Source organism: Stenotrophomonas sp. YJH_SMC_81, assembly GCF_059370875.1.
The window spans coordinates 322,775-344,033 of record NZ_JCAFUB010000001.1; the positions used below are offsets into that span (position 1 = coordinate 322,775).

16 protein-coding genes and 2 tRNA genes are annotated in these 21,259 nt (G+C 64.9%); all 18 read right to left on the reverse strand.

Annotated elements, in window-relative coordinates; all coding sequences use genetic code 11:
• Window positions 1-151: 151 nt before the first annotated feature.
• Window positions 152-2,260, reverse strand: a complete 2,109-nt coding sequence (pnp, locus tag AC5P8U_RS01555; protein ID WP_005417884.1) for a polyribonucleotide nucleotidyltransferase — start codon at window positions 2,258-2,260, stop codon at window positions 152-154.
• A gap of 151 nt (window positions 2,261-2,411) precedes the next feature.
• Complete coding sequence (gene rpsO / locus AC5P8U_RS01560) at window positions 2,412-2,672, reverse strand: 30S ribosomal protein S15 (protein ID WP_005417886.1); 261 nt, start codon at window positions 2,670-2,672, stop codon at window positions 2,412-2,414.
• Window positions 2,673-2,845: 173 nt separating this feature from the next.
• On the reverse strand, window positions 2,846-3,754 hold the full coding sequence (gene truB, locus AC5P8U_RS01565; protein WP_072169119.1) for a tRNA pseudouridine(55) synthase TruB: 909 nt from the start codon (window positions 3,752-3,754) through the stop codon (window positions 2,846-2,848).
• A gap of 105 nt (window positions 3,755-3,859) precedes the next feature.
• Entirely contained in the window at window positions 3,860-4,243 is a 384-nt protein-coding gene (gene rbfA / locus AC5P8U_RS01570; RefSeq protein WP_005410447.1) for a 30S ribosome-binding factor RbfA, read from the reverse strand.
• A 132-nt stretch (window positions 4,244-4,375) separates the two neighbouring features.
• Window positions 4,376-7,024: a translation initiation factor IF-2 gene (gene infB / locus AC5P8U_RS01575; RefSeq protein WP_053499259.1), complete on the reverse strand. Its 2,649-nt coding sequence runs from the start codon at window positions 7,022-7,024 to the stop codon at window positions 4,376-4,378.
• A 92-nt stretch (window positions 7,025-7,116) separates the two neighbouring features.
• Complete coding sequence (nusA, locus tag AC5P8U_RS01580; protein WP_005417911.1) at window positions 7,117-8,628, reverse strand: transcription termination factor NusA; 1,512 nt, start codon at window positions 8,626-8,628, stop codon at window positions 7,117-7,119.
• Between the two features lie 4 nt (window positions 8,629-8,632).
• A complete protein-coding gene (rimP, locus tag AC5P8U_RS01585; RefSeq protein WP_005417913.1) occupies window positions 8,633-9,223 on the reverse strand; it encodes a ribosome maturation factor RimP in 591 nt (196 codons plus the stop codon).
• Between the two features lie 366 nt (window positions 9,224-9,589).
• Window positions 9,590-9,666 (reverse strand) — tRNA-Met (locus tag AC5P8U_RS01590).
• An 82-nt stretch (window positions 9,667-9,748) separates the two neighbouring features.
• Window positions 9,749-9,825 (reverse strand) — tRNA-Met (locus AC5P8U_RS01595).
• 127 nt (window positions 9,826-9,952) lie between these two features.
• Window positions 9,953-11,413 (reverse strand): NADH-quinone oxidoreductase subunit NuoN, encoded by a 1,461-nt coding sequence (nuoN, locus tag AC5P8U_RS01600; RefSeq protein WP_049415243.1) that lies wholly within the window; start codon window positions 11,411-11,413, stop codon window positions 9,953-9,955.
• A 15-nt stretch (window positions 11,414-11,428) separates the two neighbouring features.
• Window positions 11,429-12,937 (reverse strand): NADH-quinone oxidoreductase subunit M, encoded by a 1,509-nt coding sequence (locus AC5P8U_RS01605; RefSeq protein WP_005410452.1) that lies wholly within the window; start codon window positions 12,935-12,937, stop codon window positions 11,429-11,431.
• Between the two features lie 23 nt (window positions 12,938-12,960).
• Window positions 12,961-15,126, reverse strand: a complete 2,166-nt coding sequence (gene nuoL, locus AC5P8U_RS01610; RefSeq protein WP_227836937.1) for an NADH-quinone oxidoreductase subunit L — start codon at window positions 15,124-15,126, stop codon at window positions 12,961-12,963.
• Between the two features lie 7 nt (window positions 15,127-15,133).
• Window positions 15,134-15,439, reverse strand: coding sequence for an NADH-quinone oxidoreductase subunit NuoK (gene nuoK / locus AC5P8U_RS01615; RefSeq protein WP_005417921.1), 306 nt, complete (start codon window positions 15,437-15,439; stop codon window positions 15,134-15,136).
• Window positions 15,436-16,092 (reverse strand): NADH-quinone oxidoreductase subunit J, encoded by a 657-nt coding sequence (locus AC5P8U_RS01620; RefSeq protein WP_005417923.1) that lies wholly within the window; start codon window positions 16,090-16,092, stop codon window positions 15,436-15,438. The genes nuoK and AC5P8U_RS01620 overlap by 4 nt, the downstream gene beginning before the upstream one ends.
• Before the next feature lie 9 nt (window positions 16,093-16,101).
• Window positions 16,102-16,590, reverse strand: coding sequence for an NADH-quinone oxidoreductase subunit NuoI (nuoI, locus tag AC5P8U_RS01625; RefSeq protein WP_005417924.1), 489 nt, complete (start codon window positions 16,588-16,590; stop codon window positions 16,102-16,104).
• A gap of 3 nt (window positions 16,591-16,593) precedes the next feature.
• Window positions 16,594-17,688, reverse strand: a complete 1,095-nt coding sequence (nuoH, locus tag AC5P8U_RS01630) for an NADH-quinone oxidoreductase subunit NuoH (protein ID WP_072168488.1) — start codon at window positions 17,686-17,688, stop codon at window positions 16,594-16,596.
• Entirely contained in the window at window positions 17,685-19,919 is a 2,235-nt protein-coding gene (gene nuoG, locus AC5P8U_RS01635; protein WP_111007443.1) for an NADH-quinone oxidoreductase subunit NuoG, read from the reverse strand. The genes nuoH and nuoG overlap by 4 nt, the downstream gene beginning before the upstream one ends.
• Window positions 19,916-21,256: an NADH-quinone oxidoreductase subunit NuoF gene (gene nuoF, locus AC5P8U_RS01640; protein ID WP_072168489.1), complete on the reverse strand. Its 1,341-nt coding sequence runs from the start codon at window positions 21,254-21,256 to the stop codon at window positions 19,916-19,918. Before nuoF ends, nuoG begins: the two co-directional genes overlap by 4 nt.
• Window positions 21,257-21,259: the final 3 nt, after the last annotated feature.

Consider the following 21,259-nt stretch of genomic DNA (forward strand, 5'->3'; position numbering starts at 1 on the left):
CGATCATGCACTGCAGCAGGACATGCAGCGACCTGGATGAGCGTCTCTTCACAACATCGAGGCAAAGAAAAAGCGGGCCGAAGCCCGCTTTCTCATTTGCGAAAGCGTGAGGACCAACGGTCCTCACCCACCGCACGAGCAGCAGTACCGATTATTCGGCGCTGGCGCCTTCGCCTTCTTCGACGGCCTTCATCGACAGGCGGATACGGCCCTGCTTGTCGACTTCCAGCACCTTGACCTTGACCACATCGCCTTCCTTCAGCTTGTCGCCGACCTTCTCGACGCGCTCGCTGGAGATCTGCGACACGTGGACCAGGCCGTCCTTGCCCGGCAGGATGGTGACGAACGCACCGAAGTCCATGATCTTGGCGACCTTGCCTTCGTAGATGCGGCCCGGCTCGACGTCCGAGGTGATCTGCTCGATGCGGGCCTTGGCAGCCTGGGCAGCGATGGCGTTGACCGACGCGATGACGATGGTGCCGTCGTCCTGGATGTCGATCTGGGTGCCGGTTTCCTTGGTGATGGCCTGGATGGTCGAGCCACCCTTGCCGATCACTTCGCGGATCTTGTCCGGGTGGATCTTGATGGTCAGCAGGCGCGGCGCGTAGTCCGACAGCTCCTCACGCGGAGCGGTCAGGCCGTGGGCCATTTCACCCAGGATGTGCAGACGGCCAGCCTTGGCCTGCTGCAGGGCCTGCTTCATGATCTCTTCGGTGATGCCTTCGATCTTGATGTCCATCTGCAGGGCGGAGATGCCCTCAGCGGTACCGGCCACCTTGAAGTCCATGTCGCCCAGGTGATCTTCGTCACCCAGGATGTCGGACAGGACCACGAAACGGTCGCCTTCCTTGACCAGGCCCATGGCAATACCGGCCACCGGTGCCTTCACCGGCACGCCGGCGTCCATCAGGGCCAGCGACGAGCCGCAGACCGACGCCATCGACGAAGAACCGTTCGACTCGGTGATTTCCGAGACGACGCGGATGGTGTACGGGAAGGCTTCCAGCGACGGCATGACAGCCAGCACGCCGCGCTTGGCCAGACGACCGTGGCCGATTTCGCGGCGCTTCGGGCCCATCATGCGGCCGCACTCACCCACCGAGAACGGAGGGAAGTTGTAGTGGAACAGGAAGTTTTCCTTGTACTCACCGGCAACGGCGTCGATGACCTGGCCGTCACGGGCGGTGCCCAGCGTGATGGTCACGATGGCCTGGGTTTCGCCACGGGTGAACAGCGAGGAACCGTGGGTACGCGGCAGCACGCCGGTCTTCACGGTGATCGGGCGGACGGTGTCCAGCGCACGGCCGTCGATGCGGACCTTGGTGTCCAGCACCGAGTCACGCATGGTGCGGTATTCCAGTTCGCCGAATTCCTTCGACAGCTCGGCCGGGTTCCAGCCTTCGGCGGCCACGCGGCCCGCCAGGGCTTCGAACACGTCCTTCTTGATCGCCGAGATGGCGTCACGGCGCTGCAGCTTGTCGCGCACCTGGAAGGCTTCGCCCAGGCGCGGGCCGATGGCTTCCTTCAGCGCGGAGATCAGCGCGTCGTTCTTGGCCGGGGCTTCCCAGGTCGACGGCTTGGTGCCAGCTTCGACGGTCAGCTCGTTGATCGCGTTGATGACCTTCTGCATTTCGCGGTGACCGAAGGTCACGGCGCCCAGCATCACTTCTTCGGACAGCAGCGCGGCTTCGGATTCGACCATCAGCACGGCGTTGGAGGTACCGGCGACAACCAGTTCCAGCTGCGAGTCAGCCAGTTCGCTGACGGTCGGGTTCAGGATGTACTCGCCGTTCTTGTAGCCGACCTTGGCAGCGCCGATCGGGCCCATGAACGGGGTGCCGGCCAGGGCCAGCGCAGCCGAGGCGCCGATCAGGGCCGGGATGTCGCCGTCCACGTCCGGGTTCAGCGACATGACCGTGGCGATGATCTGCACTTCGTTCTTGTAGTCTTCCGGGAACAGCGGACGGATCGGACGGTCGATCAGACGCGAGATCAGCGTTTCCTTCTCGGTTGCACGGCCTTCACGCTTGAAGAAACCACCCGGGATGCGGCCGCCGGCGTAGAACTTTTCCTGATAATCGACGGTCAGCGGGAAGAAGTCCTGGCCTTCGCGCGCGCTCTTGGCGGCGACGGCGGTGACCAGCAGTACGGTGTCGTCCATCTTGACGATGACCGCGCCGCTGGCCTGGCGGGCGACTTCGCCGGTCTCAAGCGTGACGGTGTGCTTGCCGTACTGGAAGGTTTTGGTGATTTTTGCCACGGAGGGTGTCCTTGGGGATGCTGTCTGCGAATTTGGACCGTCGGCGACCCTTGCCGCCAGCGGGTGGCCGGATCGTTCCGGCCTGAATCGGGGATTGCGGTGCTACAAAACAAAACCGCGGCGCATCGCTGCGCCGCGGGGGATTCGTTGCTTAGCGACGCAGGCCAAGCTTTTCGATCAGGGCCTTGTAACGCTCGACGTCCTTCTTCTTCAGGTAGTCGAGCAGGCTGCGACGGCGGTTGACCATCTGCAGCAGGCCGCGGCGGCTGTGGTGATCCTTCTTGTGGGTCTTGAAGTGGCCGGTCAGCAGTTCGATGCGGGCGGTCAGCAGGGCAACCTGGACTTCCGGGGAGCCGGTGTCAGCGGCGCTGCGCTTGTTGTCTTCAATGACCTTCTGGGTGTCGATCGACATTTCTTTTTTCTCTGTGATGCGTGGCCGGCAGGAACGCGCTTCGCGCACCGCCAGGCTCGCCGTGGACTACGAGGATGAAACCTGCGCGAGGCAGGTTGCCGGAAAACGGCCGCGAAATTGTAACGGCCAGGGGCTTCCGGGACAAGGACCGGGGCTGAACCACCCTGCCCCGGTCAGAGGTTGAAACGGCGCTGCGGGGCCAGCAGGCCACTGTCGTCGACCTGGCCCAGGCCCTGGACAGCATCGTCCGGACCGAACACGGCCACCAGGCCATGCGGCCAGGACATGTCACGCTGGCGCTGGCCGACGCAGAAACGGTGAGCCTGGGCGGCGTCGAGGTCGACCCGCGGATACTCGGCCAGGCCAGCCGCCAGCGGCAGCAGCAGCGCGTCCATGCCCGCCTCGTCGCCGGCCTCAGCCATCACCCGCAGCTGGTCCAGGGTGACCATCACCGGTTCACGGAACGGCTCGACCCACAGCCGGCGCAGCGCACTGATATGGGCGCCACAGCCCAGGCGTTCGCCGAGGTCGCGTGCCAGGCTGCGGATGTAGGTGCCGGAGCCACAGGTCACGCGCAGCCGCAGCCGTTCCGGCTGCTGCTCGAGTACCTCGATGGCGTGCACCTGGACCTCGCGCTCCGGGGCCTCGATGGCCTCGCCGCGGCGGGCCTTCACATACAACGGTTCACCGCCCTGCTTCAGCGCCGAATAGATCGGAGCCCGCTGGCGGATGTTCCCCGTCAGTGGCGCCAGCGCAGCCTGCAGGGCCTCGGCGCTGATCGCCGGCACCGGGCGCTGCAGCAGTACCTGGCCCTCGGCATCATCGGTATCCGTGGTCTGGCCGAGCACGATCTCGGCATCGTACGCCTTGGCCGAACCCAGCAGCAGGCCGGCGATCTTGGTTGCCTCGCCGAAGCATAGCGGCAGCAGGCCGGTGGCCAACGGGTCGAGGCTGCCGGTGTGGCCGCCCTTCTGGGCACGGAACAGGCGGCGCGCCACCTGCAGGGCGGCGTTGGAGCTCATGCCGGTCGACTTGTCGAGCAGCAGGATGCCATCCAGGCGGCGGAACTGAATTCGGGTCATGACAGGATGTTGTAGAGCCGAGCCATGCTCGGCTGCAGCGGCGCGGCCCGCACAGGCATCGCGTTGCCGGAATGGAAAGACGCCGGGCATGGGCCCGGCGCTAGCTTATTCTTCGTCGCTCTCGCGACGCTTCTCCGCGGCCAGCGTATCGGGCAGGTCGCGCAGGATGTTGTCGATGTGCTCACCACGGTCGACCGAATCGTCGTAGTGGAAATGCAGCTCCGGCACGTGGCGCAGCTTCATCGCGCGGGCCAGATCCATGCGCAGGCGGTAACCCAGCTCCTTCAGGCCGGCCACGGCTTCAGCCGAGCGTTCCGGCATCAGCGCGGTGACGAACACCTTGGCATGGGCCATGTCGCGGGTGATTTCCACGTCGGACACGCTCACCGAGGGCAACCCGTGCTCGCGCACGGCGTTGTGCACCAGGGTGCCGAGCTCACGGCGCAGCTGGGCGGAGACACGGTCGGTTCGATGGAAAGTCTTGGGCACGAGGAGCTCTTGGTTCAGTTGTCGCCCGACCAACGGTCGGGCACTACCTTTGATTCGATTGTCGCCCGACCAACGGCCGGGCGCTACAGGTACATGGTAGGGCCCGACCGTTGGTCGGGCCACCTTGCAGCATTACAGGGTGCGCGGCACTTCGATACGCTCGAAGCACTCGATCTGGTCGCCCGGCTTGACGTCGTTGTAGGCCTTCACCGCGATACCGCATTCGGTACCGTTGCGGACTTCCTCGACGTTCTCCTTGAAGCGACGCAGCGATTCCAGCTCGCCCTCGAAGATCACCACGCTGTCGCGCAGCACGCGGATCGGCTTGTTGCGCTTGACCACGCCCTCGATGACCATCGAGCCGGCAACGGCGCCCAGCTTGGAGCTGCGGAAGACGTCGCGGACCTCGGCGATACCGATGATCTCTTCGCGGATCTCCACGCCCAGCAGACCGGATGCCACCTGCTTCACCTGATCGATCACGTCATAGATGATCGAGAAGTAACGCAGGTCGACGCCGTTGGATTCAATGATGCGGCGGGCCGAAGCATCCGCACGCACGTTGAAGCCGATGACGGTGGCCTTCGAAGCAGCCGCCGAGTTGGCGTCCGATTCGGTGATGCCGCCGACGCCGGAGTGGATCACGTTGATGCGGATGTCTTCGTTGGACAGCGCGACCAGTGCCTGGCTCAGGGCCTGCACCGAACCCTGCACGTCGGCCTTGATGACCAGGTTGAGGACCTGCTGGCCCTCGCCCTTGCCCAGGGTCGCCATGATGTCTTCCATGCGGCTGCCAGCGGTGGCGACCAGGCGCGACTCACGGCGCTTGGTCTCACGCTGCTGCGCAACATCCTTGGCCAGGCGCTCGTCCTCGACCACCACGAAGTCGTCTCCGGCTTCCGGCACACCGGACAGGCCCAGGACCTGCACCGGGATCGACGGGCCGGCGAACTCCGGCTGCTTGCCGGTTTCGTCGAACAGCGCACGCACGCGGCCGTACTGGATACCGCACACCAGGTAGTCGCCCTTCTTCAGGCGGCCCTGCTGCACCAGCACCGTAGCGACCGGGCCGCGGCCCTTGTCCAGCGACGATTCGATCACCACGCCCGAGGCGCGGCCTTCGTCGACGGCCTTCAGTTCCAGCAGTTCGGCCTGCACCGACACCGCGTCCAGCAGGTCGTCGATGCCCAGGCCGGTCTTGGCCGAGATCTCCACCATCTGGATGTCACCACCGAACTCTTCGGCCACGACCTGCTCGGAGAGCAGCTCGTTCTTGACCCGCATCGGATCGGCACCGGACTTGTCGATCTTGTTGATCGCCACGATCAGCGGCACACCCGCCGAACGGGCGTGCTGGATCGCTTCCTTGGTCTGCGGCATGACGCCGTCGTCGGCAGCAACCACCAGCACCACGATGTCGGTCAGCTTGGCGCCGCGGGCACGCATCGAGGTGAACGCGGCGTGGCCCGGGGTATCCAGGAAGCTGATGACGCCCTTGGGCGTTTCGACGTGATAGGCACCGATATGCTGGGTGATGCCGCCGGCTTCGCCGTGGGCAACCTTGGTGCGGCGGATGTAGTCCAGCAGCGAAGTCTTGCCGTGGTCGACGTGACCCATGATGGTGACCACCGGCGGGCGCTGCACGGCTTCGCCCTGGTTTTCACCGGTCGAAGCAAGCAGCGCGTCTTCGGCATCGTTGTCGTTGGCACGGATCGCCTTGTGGCCGAGTTCTTCGGTCACCAGCGCAGCGGTGTCGTGGTCGATGGACTGGGTGATGGTTGCCATCACGCCCATCTTGAACAGCGCCTTCACCACCTCGCCGCCCTTCAGCGCGAGCTTCTGCGCCAGGTCGGCCACGGTGATGGTCTCGCCGATCGCGACTTCACGCACGACCGGGGCGGTCGGGCGTTCGAACGCGTGCGGGCCGGCATTGTTGCCACCACGCGACATGTCGCGACGGCCACCGGACTGGTTGCGGCCACCCGGACGTCCACGCGAATTGCTGTTGTTGCTGTTGCCGCGACGCGCACGATCGGCGGCCGACAGGTGCATCTGGCCGGCGAAGCGGTCGCCCGGGCCACGCTCGTTGCGCGGCGCGCTGCGGTTGTTGCGCTCGTCGTTGCGCGGCGGCGGCGGCGGAGCACCACGCGGCGCAGCCGGGGCGGCGGCCGGGGCGCGCGGCGGGCGCGGCGCGGTTTCGTCGATCGGAGCACGCTTGGGCTTGCTGGCGGCCAGTGCCTCGGCCGCCTTGGCCGCAGCCGCAGCTTCCTCGGCAGCCTTCTTCTCGGCTTCGGCGCGTTCCTTGGCGGCGGCCTCTTCCTCACGGGCACGGACGATGGCCTCGTCGCGCAGACGATCCTTCTCGGCCAGGGCCTGCTGTTCGGCGAGGTTGCGCGCACGCGACTCTTCCAGCTTGCGCAGGATGTCGGCGCGCTCTTCGTCCGGCGTCATGGCGCGAGCACCATCCTTGACGTAGGTACGCTTCTGGCGCACCTCGACATTCACGGTCGTCTTGCTGCGACCGGAATTGACCGTCACTTCCTGCTGCTTCCGGCGGTTGAGCGTGATCTTCTTCGCAGACTGATCGGTCTCTTCCGGGGCCTGCTCGGGCTTGCCGTGCGAACGACGAAGGAAGCCCAGGAGCTTTACCTTCTCGGAGCTGGTCACGACCTGGTCGGGACCGCTGAACTTCATGCCGGCACCGGCCAGCTGTTCCAGCAGTTTTTCGACCGGCGTGTTGACCAGTTCGGCAAGCTTGCGGATGGTGGTTTGCTGCGACATTCGGATCCTATGATCTTGTGGGCGCCCCCCCGCATCTGGAGGTGGCGCGGATTCTACGCCCTGAGCGGCTCAGGGCCCTGTTCATTGCCGGCTCATTCGCCGCGTTCCAGTCGGGCGATCTCCTCGGCACGGGCGGCCAGGATCAGCGCAGCGGCGCGCGCCTGATCCAGTCCTTCGATGCCGAAGTCCATGACCTCGTCGGCGGCCAGGTCGGACAGGTCCTCGCTGGTACGCACGCCGTGGCCGGCCAGCGCATATGCGGTGGCTTCGTCCATGCCCTTCAGGGACAGCAGGTCCTGCGCCGGCTGGCCGTCTTCAAGGCCTTCCTCGACTGCCAGGGCCTCATTGAGCAGCGCATCGCGGGCACGAGCGCGCAGCTCTTCGACGATGTCCTCGTCGAAACCTTCCACGGCCAGCAGTTCGCCGACCGGGACATATGCGATTTCCTCGACGGTGCCGAAGCCTTCGCTGACCAGGATGCCGGCGATTTCCTCGTCCACTTCCAGCTTGTCCATGAACAGCTGGCGGGCGGCAGCCTGCTCGGCCTCCGACTTGGCAGTGACCTGGTCCTGGGTCATCACGTTGAGCTGCCAGCCGGTCAGGCGGCTGGCCAGGCGCACGTTCTGGCCGCCCTTGCCGATCGCCTGGGCCAGGCGGTCTTCGGCAACGGCCAGGTCCATCGAGTGCTTGTCCTCATCGACGATGATCGACTGCACTTCGGCCGGCGCCATCGCGTTGATGACGAAGTTGGCCGGGTTGTCGTTCCACAGCACGATGTCCACGCGCTCGCCATTGAGCTCGTTGGACACGGCCTGCACGCGCGAACCGCGCATGCCGATGCAGGCACCGATCGGATCGGTGCGCTGGTCGTGGGCCAGCACGGCGATCTTGGCGCGGTCGCCCGGATCGCGGGCGCAGGCCTTGATTTCGACCAGGCCCTGGCCGACTTCCGGCACTTCCAGCTTGAACAGCTCGATCATGAACTCCGGCGCGGCGCGGCTGATGAACAGCTGCGGGCCACGCGGCTCCGAGCGCACTTCGGCCAGGTAGCCGCGCACGCGGTCGCCGGCACGCAGCACGTCGCGCGGAATGCCCTTGTCCTTCGGAATGAAGCCTTCGGCATTGCCACCGAGGTCGACGTAGATGTTGCCGCGCTCGGCGCGCTTGACCACACCGGTGATCAGCTCACCCACGCGATCCTTCCATGCATCCACGACCTGCTGGCGCTCGGCTTCGCGCACGCGCTGGACGATGACCTGCTTGGCGGCCTGGGCAGCGATGCGGCCGAAGTCCGGGTTCTCGATCTGCTCTTCGATGTAGTCGCCGACCTCGACGCCTTCGGCCTCGTCGACGGCGTCCATCAGGCGGATCTGGCGATCCGGGGATTCCATGACCACGTCATCAGCCACCACTTCCCAGCGGCGGAAGGTTTCGTAGCTGCCATCCTTGTGGTCGATGACCACGCGGGTCAGCACTTCCTCCTCGGGATAGCGCTTCTTCGCTGCCGAGGCCAGGGCGGCCTCGATGGCATCGAAGATCACTTCACGCGGCACGCCCTTCTCGTTGGCGACTGCGTCGACTACCAGCAACAGTTCCTTGCTCATTGGCTCACTCCGCGCGCGGCTTCTTTGCCGCCGGCTCGTTGGAAGAAGAATTCGTGTTCGGCTTCGGACGCTTCGGTGCCGGACCGGTCGGCTTGCTCGGGGCCAGCCCCAGCGCCACCCAGTCGGGCATGATCCGTGCCTTGTCGATGTTGTCGGCCGACACGACCACTTCAGCCTTGTCGACGATGAAGGTGATGGTGCCCGCGGCCTCGTCGATCGCTTCGATGCGGCCCTGCAGGCGACGACGGTTGTCCTGCGGCAGCTTCAGCGTCACCTTGGCCGATTCACCCTGGTGGCGGCCGAACTGCTCCAGGTTGAACAGCGGGCGGTCCACGCCCGGCGAGGACACTTCCAGCGTGTAATTGCCGCTGATCGGGTCTTCGACGTCCAGCTGCGCCGAGACTTCGCGGCTGACCCGCTCGCAGTCGTCGACATTGATGATGCGCTCGGGCTGTTCAGCCAGCGGCACGTCGATGTAAAGGCGCAGGGTCGCACCGCCGGGGGCCGGCAGATACTCAACGCCCAGCAGCTCCAGGCCCAGCGACACAACGGTCGGGGCGAGCAGATTCGCGATGTCGGTTGCCTTGTCGCTCACAGCCTGCCTTGATCTCTATGGTTGGGTGCCGGCCTTGGCCGGCGTGGAAACATGACGCCCCGGAAACGACAAAGGGCCCGTTGGGCCCCTTTTCCGGAAAGACTCCGGTGACTGGATTCCGGTTGCAACCTGCATTGCCTGCCGGTCGCGGCCCTCCTTCCGGGTCCGGACTCCCGCTGGGAGGCCGCCTTCAGGGGTACTGCTAGGCCGCTGATGATAGCGGCTGCACCGCGCTGGTGCAAGGTGCGGGGCCGGGTCAGATCCCTTTTCCATACCGGAAGTCGAGCATGGCTCGACTCTGCAAGAACGGAACCCGCCCAAAGAAAAACGCCCTCGAAGCGGGACTTCGAAGGCGATCTCCTTACTTGGTAGCGGGGGCAGGATTTGAACCTGCGACCTTCGGGTTATGAGCCCGACGAGCTGCCAGACTGCTCCACCCCGCATCAGAAGCGGAATTATGAGCGATGGCTCCAAAAACTGCAAGCTTTCCCTCATTCATCAAATCGGTTGGCGCCGATCCGAAGTTGGTAGCGGGGGCAGGATTTGAACCTGCGACCTTCGGGTTATGAGCCCGACGAGCTGCCAGACTGCTCCACCCCGCACCGGAAGTGCTTGAACTGCTGCCCTGCTCTTTCGAGGAGGGCTACCGCAACGATGTTCTGGCTGAACCGCTGCAGTGACAACTCAGGCTGCGCATATTACACGAATCGCGCAGCTTTGTGTCAACTTTTATGCAAGATGCGCAAATGCCTGCTGGCACCAGACCATGATCGGGTTCCAGGCCAGGCCCAGGGCCAGCAGCGCCAGGGCATTGACGCCCAGCACCACACCCAGCACGCGGTCGTTGTTGCGCGGCATGGCCTCGCCCACCGGCTCATCGAAGTACATGACCTTGATGACGCGCAGGTAGTAGAAGCAGCCGACCACGGCGCACAGCACGCCCAGGATGGCCAGCCACAGCAGGCCGCCGTTGACGGCCGCGCCCAGCACCGCCAGCTTGGTCCAGAAGCCCAGGAACGGCGGGATGCCGGCCAGCGACGCCATGATGCACAGCACCAGGCCTGCCATCCACGGGTTGCGGGCATTGAGGCCCTTGAAGTCCTCGATGTTCTCGGCTTCAAAGCCGGCACGCGACAGCGCGATGATCGCGCCGAAGGCGGCGGTCGACATGATGGCGTAGGCCAGTGCGTAGAACAGCGCAGCGGCATAGCCCTGTGCGCCACCACCGGCGATGCCCATCAGCAGGAAGCCGATGTGCGAAACGGTGGAGAACGCCAGCATGCGCTTGAGATTGCTCTGCGCGATGGCCATCAGGTTGCCGATGACCAACGAGACTGCGGCCAGGCCGGCGATCAGCAGCTGCAGTTCCGTCGACAGCGGGCCCACGCCCATTTCCAGCAGGCGGTAGGCCATGCCGAAGGCGGCCAGCTTCGGCGCCGAGCTGATGAACAGCGCGATCGGTGCCGGGGCACCCTGGTACACGTCCGGCAGCCACATGTGGAACGGTGCCGCACCCAGCTTGAAGGCGACGCCGGCGATCATGAACACCGCACCGGTGATCAGCAGCACGCGCTCTTCCGAGTGCGGGATGGCGTCACGGATGACGTCCAGGTGCAGGCTGCCGGTAGCACCGTAGATCAGCGACATGCCGTACAGCAGCAGGCCAGAGGCCAGCGAGCCGAGCACGATGTACTTCATCGCCGCTTCCGAGGCCAGGCCGTTTTCGCGGTTGCTGGCGACCAGGGCGTAGGAGCACAGCGCCAGCAGTTCCAGGCCCAGGTAGACCATCAGCAGGCTGCCGGCCGACACCAGGATCATCATGCCGGCGGTGCCGAACAGGATCAGCACCGGGATCTCGCCCTGGAACAGGTTGCGGTCACGCAGATAACGCCAGCCATAGACCAGGGTCAGGCCGCTGAGCAGCACGATCCCGGTCTTCATCACGTCCGCGGCGGTATCGCGCACGAACATGCCATGGAAGACCTCGCCCTGCCCGCCCACGCCGGTGGCCAGCATGAACAGCACCACGGCCAGCGCAGCGAGCGAGAACAGGTGGGTGACGATCTTGTTCCGGTTGCTGACGAACAGGTCGAGGATCATCAGGGCGAAGGCGCTGCCGATCAGCACCAGCTCGGGAGCGAGCGGTGGCAGGTCAGCGGCGGTCAATGGCAGCAGCGGCGAGGTGGTCATCATCAAATCCTGGAATTACAGCAGCTTGCTGGATGCGATCTGCATCGCCAGCTTCGCGATCGAGGGCTCCATCAGGTCGGTCAGCGGCTTGGGATAGATGCCCAGGGCCAGCACGCCGATGGCGAACACGCCCAGCACCAGCCATTCGCGGCCGTTGATGTCCTTCAGTTCGGCAACATGGCTGTTGGCCACTTCACCGAAGAAGATGCGCTTGTACAGCCACAGGGTGTAGGCGGCGCCGATGATCAGGGTGGTGGCCGCGCCCAGCGCGATCCACGGATTACGCTGGAAGGCCGAGAGGATGACCATGAACTCGCCGACGAAACCGCTGGTACCGGGCAGGCCCGCGTTGGCCATGAAGAACAGCATGGCGAAGGTGGCGAACCACGGCATCACGTTGACCACGCCGCCGTAATCGGCGATGCGGCGGCTGTGCATGCGGTCGTACAGCACGCCGACGCAGGAGAACATAGCGCCGGACACGAAGCCGTGCGAGATCATCTGCACCATGGCGCCCTGCAGGCCCAGGCGGGCGGCATCGGCGTTGCCGGCTTCACGCACCAGCCACAGGGCAATGAAGGTGCCCAGGGTGACGAAGCCCATGTGCGCGATCGACGAATAGGCGATCAGCTTCTTCATGTCGTCCTGCACCAGGGCGACCAGGCCAACGTAGATCACTGCGATCAACGACAGCGCGATCACCAGCCAGGCCCATTCCTGCGAAGCGTCCGGGACGATCGGCAGGTTGAAGCGCAGGAAGCCATAGCCACCGATCTTCAGGGCGATGGCGGCCAGGATCACCGAACCGGCGGTCGGCGCTTCCACGTGGGCGTCCGGCAGCCAGGTATGGACCGGGAACATCGGCACCTTGACCGCGAAGGCGATCAGGAACGCGAAGAAGATCCAGGTCTGTTCCTTGGCCGACAGCGGCAGTGCATACAGGTCGGCCAGCTGGAAGCTGCCGCCCTTCATGTACAGGTAGATCAACGCCACCAGCATCAGCACCGAGCCGAGGAAGGTGTACAGGAAGAACTTCAGCGCAGCGTAGATGCGGCGCGGGCCGCCCCAGACACCGATGATCAGGAACATCGGGATCAGCATGGCTTCGAAGAACACGTAGAACAGCATCGCGTCCGTCGCCGCGAAGATACCGACCGTGACGCCTTCCAGGATCAGGAAGGCCGCCACGTACTGGTTCACGCGCTTGTCGATGGCGCTCCAGGCGCCGATCAGGGCAAGCACGCTGACCAGGGTGGTCAGCAGGATCAGCGCCACGGCAATGCCGTCCACGCCCAGGTTGTAGCCGATCTTGTACGCCGGGATCCACGCATGGGTCTCGACGAACTGCAGACCGTCGATGCCCGCGTTGTAGCCGCTCAGCAGCGAGAGGCTCGCCACGAACGTCAGCACCGCTACGCCCAGCGACGCCCAGCGGGCGGTCTGCGCATCACGGATCGCGAGGATCAGGGCGCCACCGATGATCGGCAGCCAGATGAGGACACTGAGTAGAGGCCAGTTCGACACGTCTTCTTATTCCGTACAGGTCATCAACGCAGGTAATGCATCAGCACGCCCAGCAGGGCAATCAGGCCGATGATCATCGCGAAGGCGTAGTGATAGAGGAAACCGGATTGGGTACGACGCAGCACGCCGGCTGCGACGTCCACAACACGTGCCGAGAGATTGACCACGCCGTCGACGATGTTGCTGTCGATCCAGCGCGAGACTTTGCCCAGCTTGACGCTGCCACCGGCAAAGCCATCGATCCACAGCTTGTCGAAGCCGTACTTGTTTTCCAGCACCGACACCAGCGGAGCGAAGGCCTTGCGCGCCTTGCCCGACAGGTCCGGCTTCCACAGGTAGAACAGTACGGCCAGCAGGAAGCCCGCGACGGTCAGCATGAACGCCGGAGCCATCATGCCGTGCAGCGCGAAGGCGACCGGGCCGTGGAACTCCTCACCCAGGAAGCCGATGGTGTTCTTGGCCGGATCGTAGAAGTCGACGATGCCGGTGAAGAACGTATGCGCCTGGCCCTTGATGGCATCGTGGGCATGGTGGCCGGCCCAGTCGGTGCCGTACAGCATCGGACCGATGCTGAAGAAACCGATGGCGATCGACGGGATGGCCAGCAGGATCAGCGGCAGGGTCACCACCCACGGGGTTTCGTGCGGCTCATGCGGACCGTGGCCATGGCCGTGGTCATCGTGATGCGCATCGCCGTGGTGGGCGTCGGCGGCGTGGTGATCGTCATGGCCGTGACCATGATCGTCATGATGCACGTCGCGGAAACGCTCCTTGCCGTGGAAGGTCAGGAACAGCAGGCGGAAGCTGTAGAAGCTGGTGACGATCACGCCACCCAGCACTGCCCAGTAGCCGTAGGTGGCCACCCAGTTGTTGGACAGGTGCGCGTGCAGCTCGGCGGCCTCGATGATGGTGTCCTTCGAGTAGAAGCCGGAGAAGAACGGCGTACCCACCAGTGCCAGCGTACCGATCCACATGGTGATGAAGGTGATCGGCATGTACTTGCGCAGGCCACCCATCTTGCGCATGTCCTGCTCGTGGTGCATGGCAATGATGACCGAGCCGGCACCCAGGAACAGCAGCGCCTTGAAGAAGGCGTGGGTCATCAGGTGGAACACGGCTGCCGAGTAGGCCGACACGCCCAGTGCAACCGTCATGTAGCCCAGCTGCGACAGCGTGGAGTACGCGACGACGCGCTTGATGTCGTTCTGCACGATGCCGATCAGGCCAGTGAAGAAGGCGGTGGTGGCACCGATGAACAGCACGAAATTCAGCGCGGTCTGCGACAGCTCGAACAGCGGCGACATGCGGGTGACCATGAAGATGCCGGCGGTCACCATCGTCGCGGCGTGGATCAGTGCCGAGATCGGGGTCGGGCCTTCCATCGAGTCGGGCAGCCACACGTGCAGCGGGACCTGGGCCGACTTGCCCATGGCACCGATGAACAGGCAGATACAGATGACGGTGGCGATCGACCAGATCACCGGCTCGTTCAGCAGCTGCATGCCCAGGAGGGTGCCGTCCCAGATCTGCAGCTGGGCGCGCGGGTCGGCCAGCATGCCGGCCTGCGAGAACACCTGCGAGTAGTCCAGGGTGCCGAACACCCACAGCACGCCGGCGATGCCGAGCAGGAAGCCGAAGTCACCGACGCGGTTGACCAGGAACGCCTTCATGTTGGCGAAGATCGCGGTCGGGCGCTTGAACCAGAAGCCGATCAGCAGGTACGACACCAGGCCCACCGCTTCCCAGCCAAAGAACAGCTGCAGGAAGTTGTTGCTCATCACCAGGGTGAGCATCGAGAACGTGAACAGCGAGATGTAGCTGAAGAACCGCTGGTAGCCCGGATCGTCCTGCATGTAGCCGATCGTGTAGATGTGGACCAGCAGCGACACGAAGGTCACCACCACCATCATCATCGCGGTCAGCTTGTCGACCATGAAGCCGACGTGGGCCGAGTACTGGCCGACTTCGAAGAACGTGTAGATGTTCTGGTTGAACGGCTGCGCGCCGCCCCACATCAACTGGTAGAACGTGTACATCGACAGGCCGCAGGCCACCGCGACGCCGAGGATGGTGATGGTCTGCGCGCCGAAGCGCTTGACCTGGCGACCGAACAGGCCGGCGATGATGCTGCCGAACAGCGGTGCGAGCACCACTGCGATCAACAGACTCTTGGAGAGAGTGATTTCCATCTGTGGATCAGCCCTTCAACGAATCGACTTCGCCGACATTGATCGTGCGGCGGGTACGGAACAGGGTCACCAGGATCGCCAGGCCGATGGCGGCTTCCGCGGCGGCGACGGTCAGGATGAAGAACACGAACAGCTGGCCGGACGGATCGCCCAGCTGGCGCGAGAAGCCGACGAAGTTGATGTTCACCGACAGCAGCATCAGTTCGATCGACATCAGCAGGACGATGACGTTCTTCCGGTTGAGGAAGATGCCGGCCAGGCTGATGGCGAACAGCACCGCGCCAAGCGCAAGGATGTGGCCAAGGGTAATCACGGCTGGGTCTCCTCGCCGGTGGCCGGCTTGCTGTTGCTGTGCACGACCGGTGCTTCGGCACCCATCTTGACCATGCGCAGGCGCTGGCCGGCCTTGACCATGGTCTGCTCGCCCGGGTTCTGGCTCTTGACGCCGGTACGGCGGCGCAGGGTCAACATCACGGCGGCAACCACGGCCACGGTCAGGATGACGGCGGCGAACTCGAACGGCAGCAGGTACTCGGTGAACAGCGTGCGTGCCAGCCAGGTGATGTTGGAACTGTCGGCGGCGACCGCAGCGGCGTTGTCGGCCGGGAACGGCGTGACCGAGCGTGCCTTGACGCCGATCAGGATCAGCATCTGCGCCAGCATCGCCACCGCCACAATGAGGCCGACCGGCAGGTAGCGCACCCAGCCCTCACGCAGCTTGGTGGGGTCGATGTCCAGCATCATCACCACGAACAGGAACAGCACCATCACCGCGCCAACGTAGACCAGCACCAGCGCCACGCCGAGGAACTCGGCGCCCACCAGCAGCCACACGCAGGCAATGGAGAAGAAGGTCAGCACCAGGCAGAGCACGGCGTGAACCGGGTTGCGCACGCTGATCACCGCACCGGCCGAAACCGTTGCCGCGATGGCGAACACCCAGAAAGCGATATTTACCCAATCCATCTCTCGACCTCAGCGGTAAGCGGCATCGGCGGCACGACGCTCGGCGATCTCGGACTCGAGACGGTCGCCAAGGGCCAGCAGCTGCGGCTTGGTAACGATGTTTTCCCCACGGTTCTCGAAGTGGTACTCGAGGATGTGGGTTTCGACGATCGAGTCCACCGGGCAGCTTTCTTCGCAGAAGCCGCAGAAGATGCACTTGAACAGGTCGATGTCGTAGCGGGTGGTGCGGCGGGTGCCGTCCTCGCGCTTGGCCGAGTCGATGGTGATGGCCAGCGCCGGGCACACCGCTTCACACAGCTTGCAGGCAATGCAGCGCTCTTCGCCGTTGGGATAACGGCGCAGGGCGTGCAGGCCGCGGAAGCGCGGCGACTGCGGGAACTTCTCCATCGGGTACATCATCGTGTACTTCGGCTTGAAGCTGTACTTCAGCGTCAGCCAGAGGCCGGCCAGCAGTTCGAGCAGCAGCAGGCTCTTGAAGTAATGGGTAATCCTGTTCATCACTTAGACGCCCTTTTGAATCACGCCGAAGAACACCATGACGGCGGTAACCGCGATCCACAGAATGGCCAGCGGGATGAAGACCTTCCAGCCCAGGCGCATGATCTGGTCATAGCGGAAGCGCGGGAAGCTGGCACGGAACCAGATGTAGGCACTGGCGAAGAAGAACACCTTGACGAACAACCACGGTGCACCGCCCTTCCAGATCCAGTCGACCAGCGGCGAGACATTGCCGAAATCGACCCAGCCCTGGACCGGGCTCAGCCAGCCGCCGAGGAAGAAGATCGAGATCAGGAAGCTGATCAGGATCATGTTCGCGTATTCGGCCAGGAAGAACAGGGCGAACGCACCGCCGGAGTACTCGACCATGTGGCCGGCAACGATTTCCGATTCGCCTTCCACCACGTCGAACGGCGCGCGGTTGGTTTCAGCCACGCCCGACACCCAGTAGATGACGAACAGCGGGAACAGCGGCAGCAGGAACCAGTCGAAGAAGCCGGAACTGCCGGCCTGCGCAGCGACGATGTTGCTCAGGTTCAGGCTGCCGGCGGCGATCATCACACCGACCAGGGCGAAGCCCATGGCGATTTCGTAGCTGATCATCTGCGCCGAGGCGCGCATGGCACCCAGGAACGCGTACTTCGAGTTCGATGCCCAACCGGCCAGGATGATGCCGTAGATGCCCAGCGAGGTCATCGCCAGCAGGTACAGCAGGCCGGCGTTGGCATTGGACAGCACGATCTGCGAATCGAAGGGCACCACCGACCAGGCCGCGAAGGCCGGGGCCAGGGTGATCAGCGGGGCCAGAAGATAGATCGCCTTGTTGGCGCTGCTCGGCTGGACCACTTCCTTGAACAGCAGCTTGAAGACGTCGGCGAAGGCCTGGAAGATGCCCATGCCCACGTACATCGGGCCGTGGCGGACGTGCATCCAGCCGATCAGCTTGCGTTCCCAGACCACGTAGAAGGCCACCGAGATGATCACCGGCACGGCGATCACCAGGATCTTCAGGATGATCCAGATCAGCGCGCCGATGTCACCGAGGCCCAGCAGCCACTGGTGCAGCGGGTCGACCGCGTTCAACAGCAATTCGTTCATGCAGCCACCACCGATACGCGAGCGGCACCCAGCGGCGCGGTCGCGCCGTGGCCCGATTCAATCCAGACCGAACCCGCAGCGACGCGGGCGTCGACCACCACCGGCAGGGTGGCCTTGCCGGCGTCGGTGCCGACCTTGGCCATCTGCCCTTCCTGCAGCTGCAGGCGAGCGGCATCTTCTGCGTTCAGCACGATGCGCGGGGCGTTGTTGAGCGGATGCGACTGCAGTGCCGGCGCGCGACGGACCACCGCATCGGTGCGGTAGATCGCGGCGGTCGAAGCCACTTCCAGGCCTTCACCGGCAACTGCCGGCTGCGCCGAAGCAGCGACGGTGACCGACACCGGGGCCAGGCTGGCACGCAGGCCGGCCAGGTCGGTGAAGTCGAAACCGGCCAGGGCCATGTCGCCGCCCAGTGCGCGCAGCACGCGCCAGCCTTCGCGGGCCTCGCCCGGCAGCTTGCCGCCGGCACGGGCCGACTGCTCGCGACCATCGAGGTTGGTCAGGGTGGCATCGATTTCCGGCAGCGCACCGATCGGCAGGATCACGTCGGCAACGTCGCGGGTCGAGGCGCAGGCGAACTGGCTGAAGGCCACCACCTGCGCACCGGCCAGCGCCTTGCGGGCGGCCGGGGCGTCGGCGAAGTCCAGGCCCGGCTCAAGGCCGTACACCACGTAGGCCTGGCGCGGCTGCGCCAGCATCGCGGCGACGTCCTTGCCAGCCGGCAGCACGCCGGCGCGGGTCAGGCCAACGGCGTTGGCGCCCTGCGGGATGCGGCACAGCTTGGCACCGGTAGCGGCAGCGAAGTCACGCGCGGCAGCGCGGATCGCGGCAGCCTGCGGGTGGTTCTCGGCGATGCCACCAACGATCAGCACGGTGTTGTTGCCGCCCTGCACTGCCGAACGCAGCTCGGCGTTGGCCAGCGCGTCGACGAACTTCGACGGGGCAACGATCTGCTTGCCGGCGACACTGAAGGCGAAGTCGAAGTCCACCGGATTGACGACGTGGATCTTCGCGCCCTTGGTGGTCTGCGCCTTGCGCAGGCGAGCGTGCAGCAGCGGCAGTTCGTGGCGGATGTTGCTGCCCAGGACCACGATGCGGTCGGCGCCCTCGATCTCGGCCAGCGGCAGGCCGAACACTTCGGCGGTTGCGGCGTCGGAGAAATCGCGGTTGTTGATGCGGTGGTCGATGTTGCCCGAGCCCAGGCCCTTGGCCAGGCGGGCCAGCAGTGCGCCTTCCTCGTTCGAGGTCGACGGGTGCACCAGCAAGCCCAGGTTGTCGCCCTGGTTGGCCTTGAGGATTTCGGCGGCCGCGGCCAGGCCTTCGGCCCAGCTCACTTCCCTCCACTCGCCGTTGACCTTGCGCAGCGGCTTGACCGCACGGTCTTCGCTGTACAGGCCCTGGTGCGAGTAGCGGTCACGGTCGGACAGCCAGCACTCGTTCACGGCTTCGTTGTCGCGCGGCACGGTGCGCAGCACTTCGCCGCGACGCACGTGCAGGAACAGGTTCGAACCCATCGCGTCGTGATAGCCCAGCGACTCGCGCGCGGTCAGTTCCCACGGGCGGGCGCGGAACTGGAACACCTTGTTGGTCAGCGCGCCGACCGGGCAGACGTCGACGACGTTGCCGGACAGCTCGGTGGTCAGCGGCTTGCCGTCGAAGGTACCGATCTGCAGGTTCTCACCGCGGTACATGCCACCCAGTTCGTAGGTACCGGCAACGTCGGCGGTGAAGCGGACGCAGCGGGTGCACTGGATGCAGCGGGTCATCTCGGTGGCAACCAGCGGACCCATGTCCTCGTCAGGCACCACGCGCTTGCGCTCGTTGAAGCGGCTGACCGAACGGCCATAGCCCAGCGACACGTCCTGCAGCTCGCACTCGCCGCCCTGATCACAGATCGGGCAGTCCAGCGGGTGGTTGATGAGCAGGAACTCCATCACCGAGCGCTGGAACTTCAGCGCCTTTTCGCTGCGGGTGGCGACCTTCATGCCGTCCATCACCGGGGTGGCACAGGCCGGCGCCGGCTTCGGCGACTTCTCCACGTCCACCAGGCACATGCGGCAGTTGGCGGCGATCGGCAGCTTCTCGTGATAGCAGAAGCGCGGAATCGGAATGCCGGCCTTGTCGGCCGCCTGGATGATCATCGAGCCCTTGGGCACGACCAGCGACTTGCCATCGATCTCGATGGTGACGTGATCGGGTGGGACGCTCGGATTTACGGGTTGCGCGCTCATGCAGCGGCTGCCTCCACCTTCTTGCCGTCAACCATCGAATGACCGTTGACGATGTAGTACTCGAACTCGTCCCAGAACTGGCGCAGGAAGCCCTGGATGGGCCATGCAGCCGCTTCGCCGAACGCACAGATGGTGTGGCCTTCGATCTGCCCGGCCACTGCCTTCAGCTGGTGCAGGTCTTCCATCGTGGCCTTGCCGGCGACGATGCGCTCCAGCACGCGGTGCATCCAGCCGGTGCCTTCACGGCACGGGGTGCACTGGCCGCAGGATTCCTTGTGGAAGAACTGGCTGATGCGGCAGGCGAACTTGACGCAGCAGACGCTGTCGTCGAGCACGACGATCGCACCCGAGCCCAGGCCGGAGCCCAGCGCACGGATGGTGTCGTAGTCCATCGGCAGGCCCTTCAGCTCGGCCGCGGTCAGCACCGGCATCGACACGCCGCCCGGGATCGCGCCCTTGAGCTTGCGGCCCGGACGCAGGCCACCGGCCATTTCCAGCAGGTCGTCGAAGGTGGTGCCCAGCGGCACTTCGAAGTTGCCGCCGTTCTGCACGCAGCCGGACACCGAGAAGCACTTCGGGCCACCGTTGGCGGTCAGGCTCAGGCCCTTGAACCACTCCGGGCCGTTGCGGATGATCGCCGGCACCGAACCGTAGGTTTCGGTGTTGTTGATCGTCGACGGCTTGCCGTACAGGCCGAAGTTGGCCGGGAACGGCGGCTTGTAGCGCGGCTGGCCCTTCTTGCCTTCCAGCGATTCCATCAGCGCGGTTTCTTCGCCGCAGATGTACGCGCCGGCGCCCAGCGCGCCGTAGATGTCGATGTCCACGCCGCTGCCGAGGATGTTCTTGCCCAGCCAGCCGTTCGCATAGGCGTCGGCCAGGGCCTGCTCGAAGTGCTCGAACGGCTCGTGGTGGAATTCACCGCGCAGGTAGTTGTAGCCCACGGTCGAACCGGTGGCGTAGCAGGCGATCGCCATGCCTTCCACGACCGAATGCGGGTTGTAGCGCAGGATGTCGCGATCCTTGCAGGTGCCCGGCTCGGATTCGTCCGAGTTGCAGAGGATGTACTTCTGCATGTTGCCCTTGGGCATGAACGACCACTTCAGGCCGGTCGGGAAGCCGGCGCCACCGCGGCCGCGCAGGCCCGAGGCCTTGACCATCTCGATGACCTGCTCCGGCGTGATCTTCTCTTCGAGGATCTTGCGCAGGGCAGCGTAGCCACCGGTCTTCAGGTAGCTTTCGTACGACCACGGGGTGTCGTAATGCAGGGTGGTATAGACCACCTGGTGCGGCAGCGGCGCGGGGCCGACCGGACCCTTGGATTCGTGGTGATGTGCCATGCC

Bases quoted from the DNA above. Each gene is read 5' to 3' on its own strand.
- truB (WP_072169119.1), bottom strand. From the start codon at position 3,754: ATGACCCGAATTCAGTTCCGCCGCCTGGATGGCATCCTGCTGCTCGAC.
- infB (WP_053499259.1), bottom strand. From the start codon at position 7,024: ATGTCGCAGCAAACCACCATCCGCAAGCTTGCCGAACTGGTCAACACG.
- nuoH (WP_072168488.1), bottom strand. From the start codon at position 17,688: ATGAACGAATTGCTGTTGAACGCGGTCGACCCGCTGCACCAGTGGCTG.
- rpsO (WP_005417886.1), bottom strand. From the start codon at position 2,672: ATGTCGATCGACACCCAGAAGGTCATTGAAGACAACAAGCGCAGCGCC.
- nusA (WP_005417911.1), bottom strand. From the start codon at position 8,628: ATGAGCAAGGAACTGTTGCTGGTAGTCGACGCAGTCGCCAACGAGAAG.
- nuoF (WP_072168489.1), bottom strand. From the start codon at position 21,256: ATGGCACATCACCACGAATCCAAGGGTCCGGTCGGCCCCGCGCCGCTG.
- nuoI (WP_005417924.1), bottom strand. From the start codon at position 16,590: ATGAACAGGATTACCCATTACTTCAAGAGCCTGCTGCTGCTCGAACTG.
- AC5P8U_RS01620 (WP_005417923.1), bottom strand. From the start codon at position 16,092: ATGGATTGGGTAAATATCGCTTTCTGGGTGTTCGCCATCGCGGCAACG.
- nuoN (WP_049415243.1), bottom strand. From the start codon at position 11,413: ATGACCACCTCGCCGCTGCTGCCATTGACCGCCGCTGACCTGCCACCG.
- nuoG (WP_111007443.1), bottom strand. From the start codon at position 19,919: ATGAGCGCGCAACCCGTAAATCCGAGCGTCCCACCCGATCACGTCACC.
- nuoL (WP_227836937.1), bottom strand. From the start codon at position 15,126: ATGGAAATCACTCTCTCCAAGAGTCTGTTGATCGCAGTGGTGCTCGCA.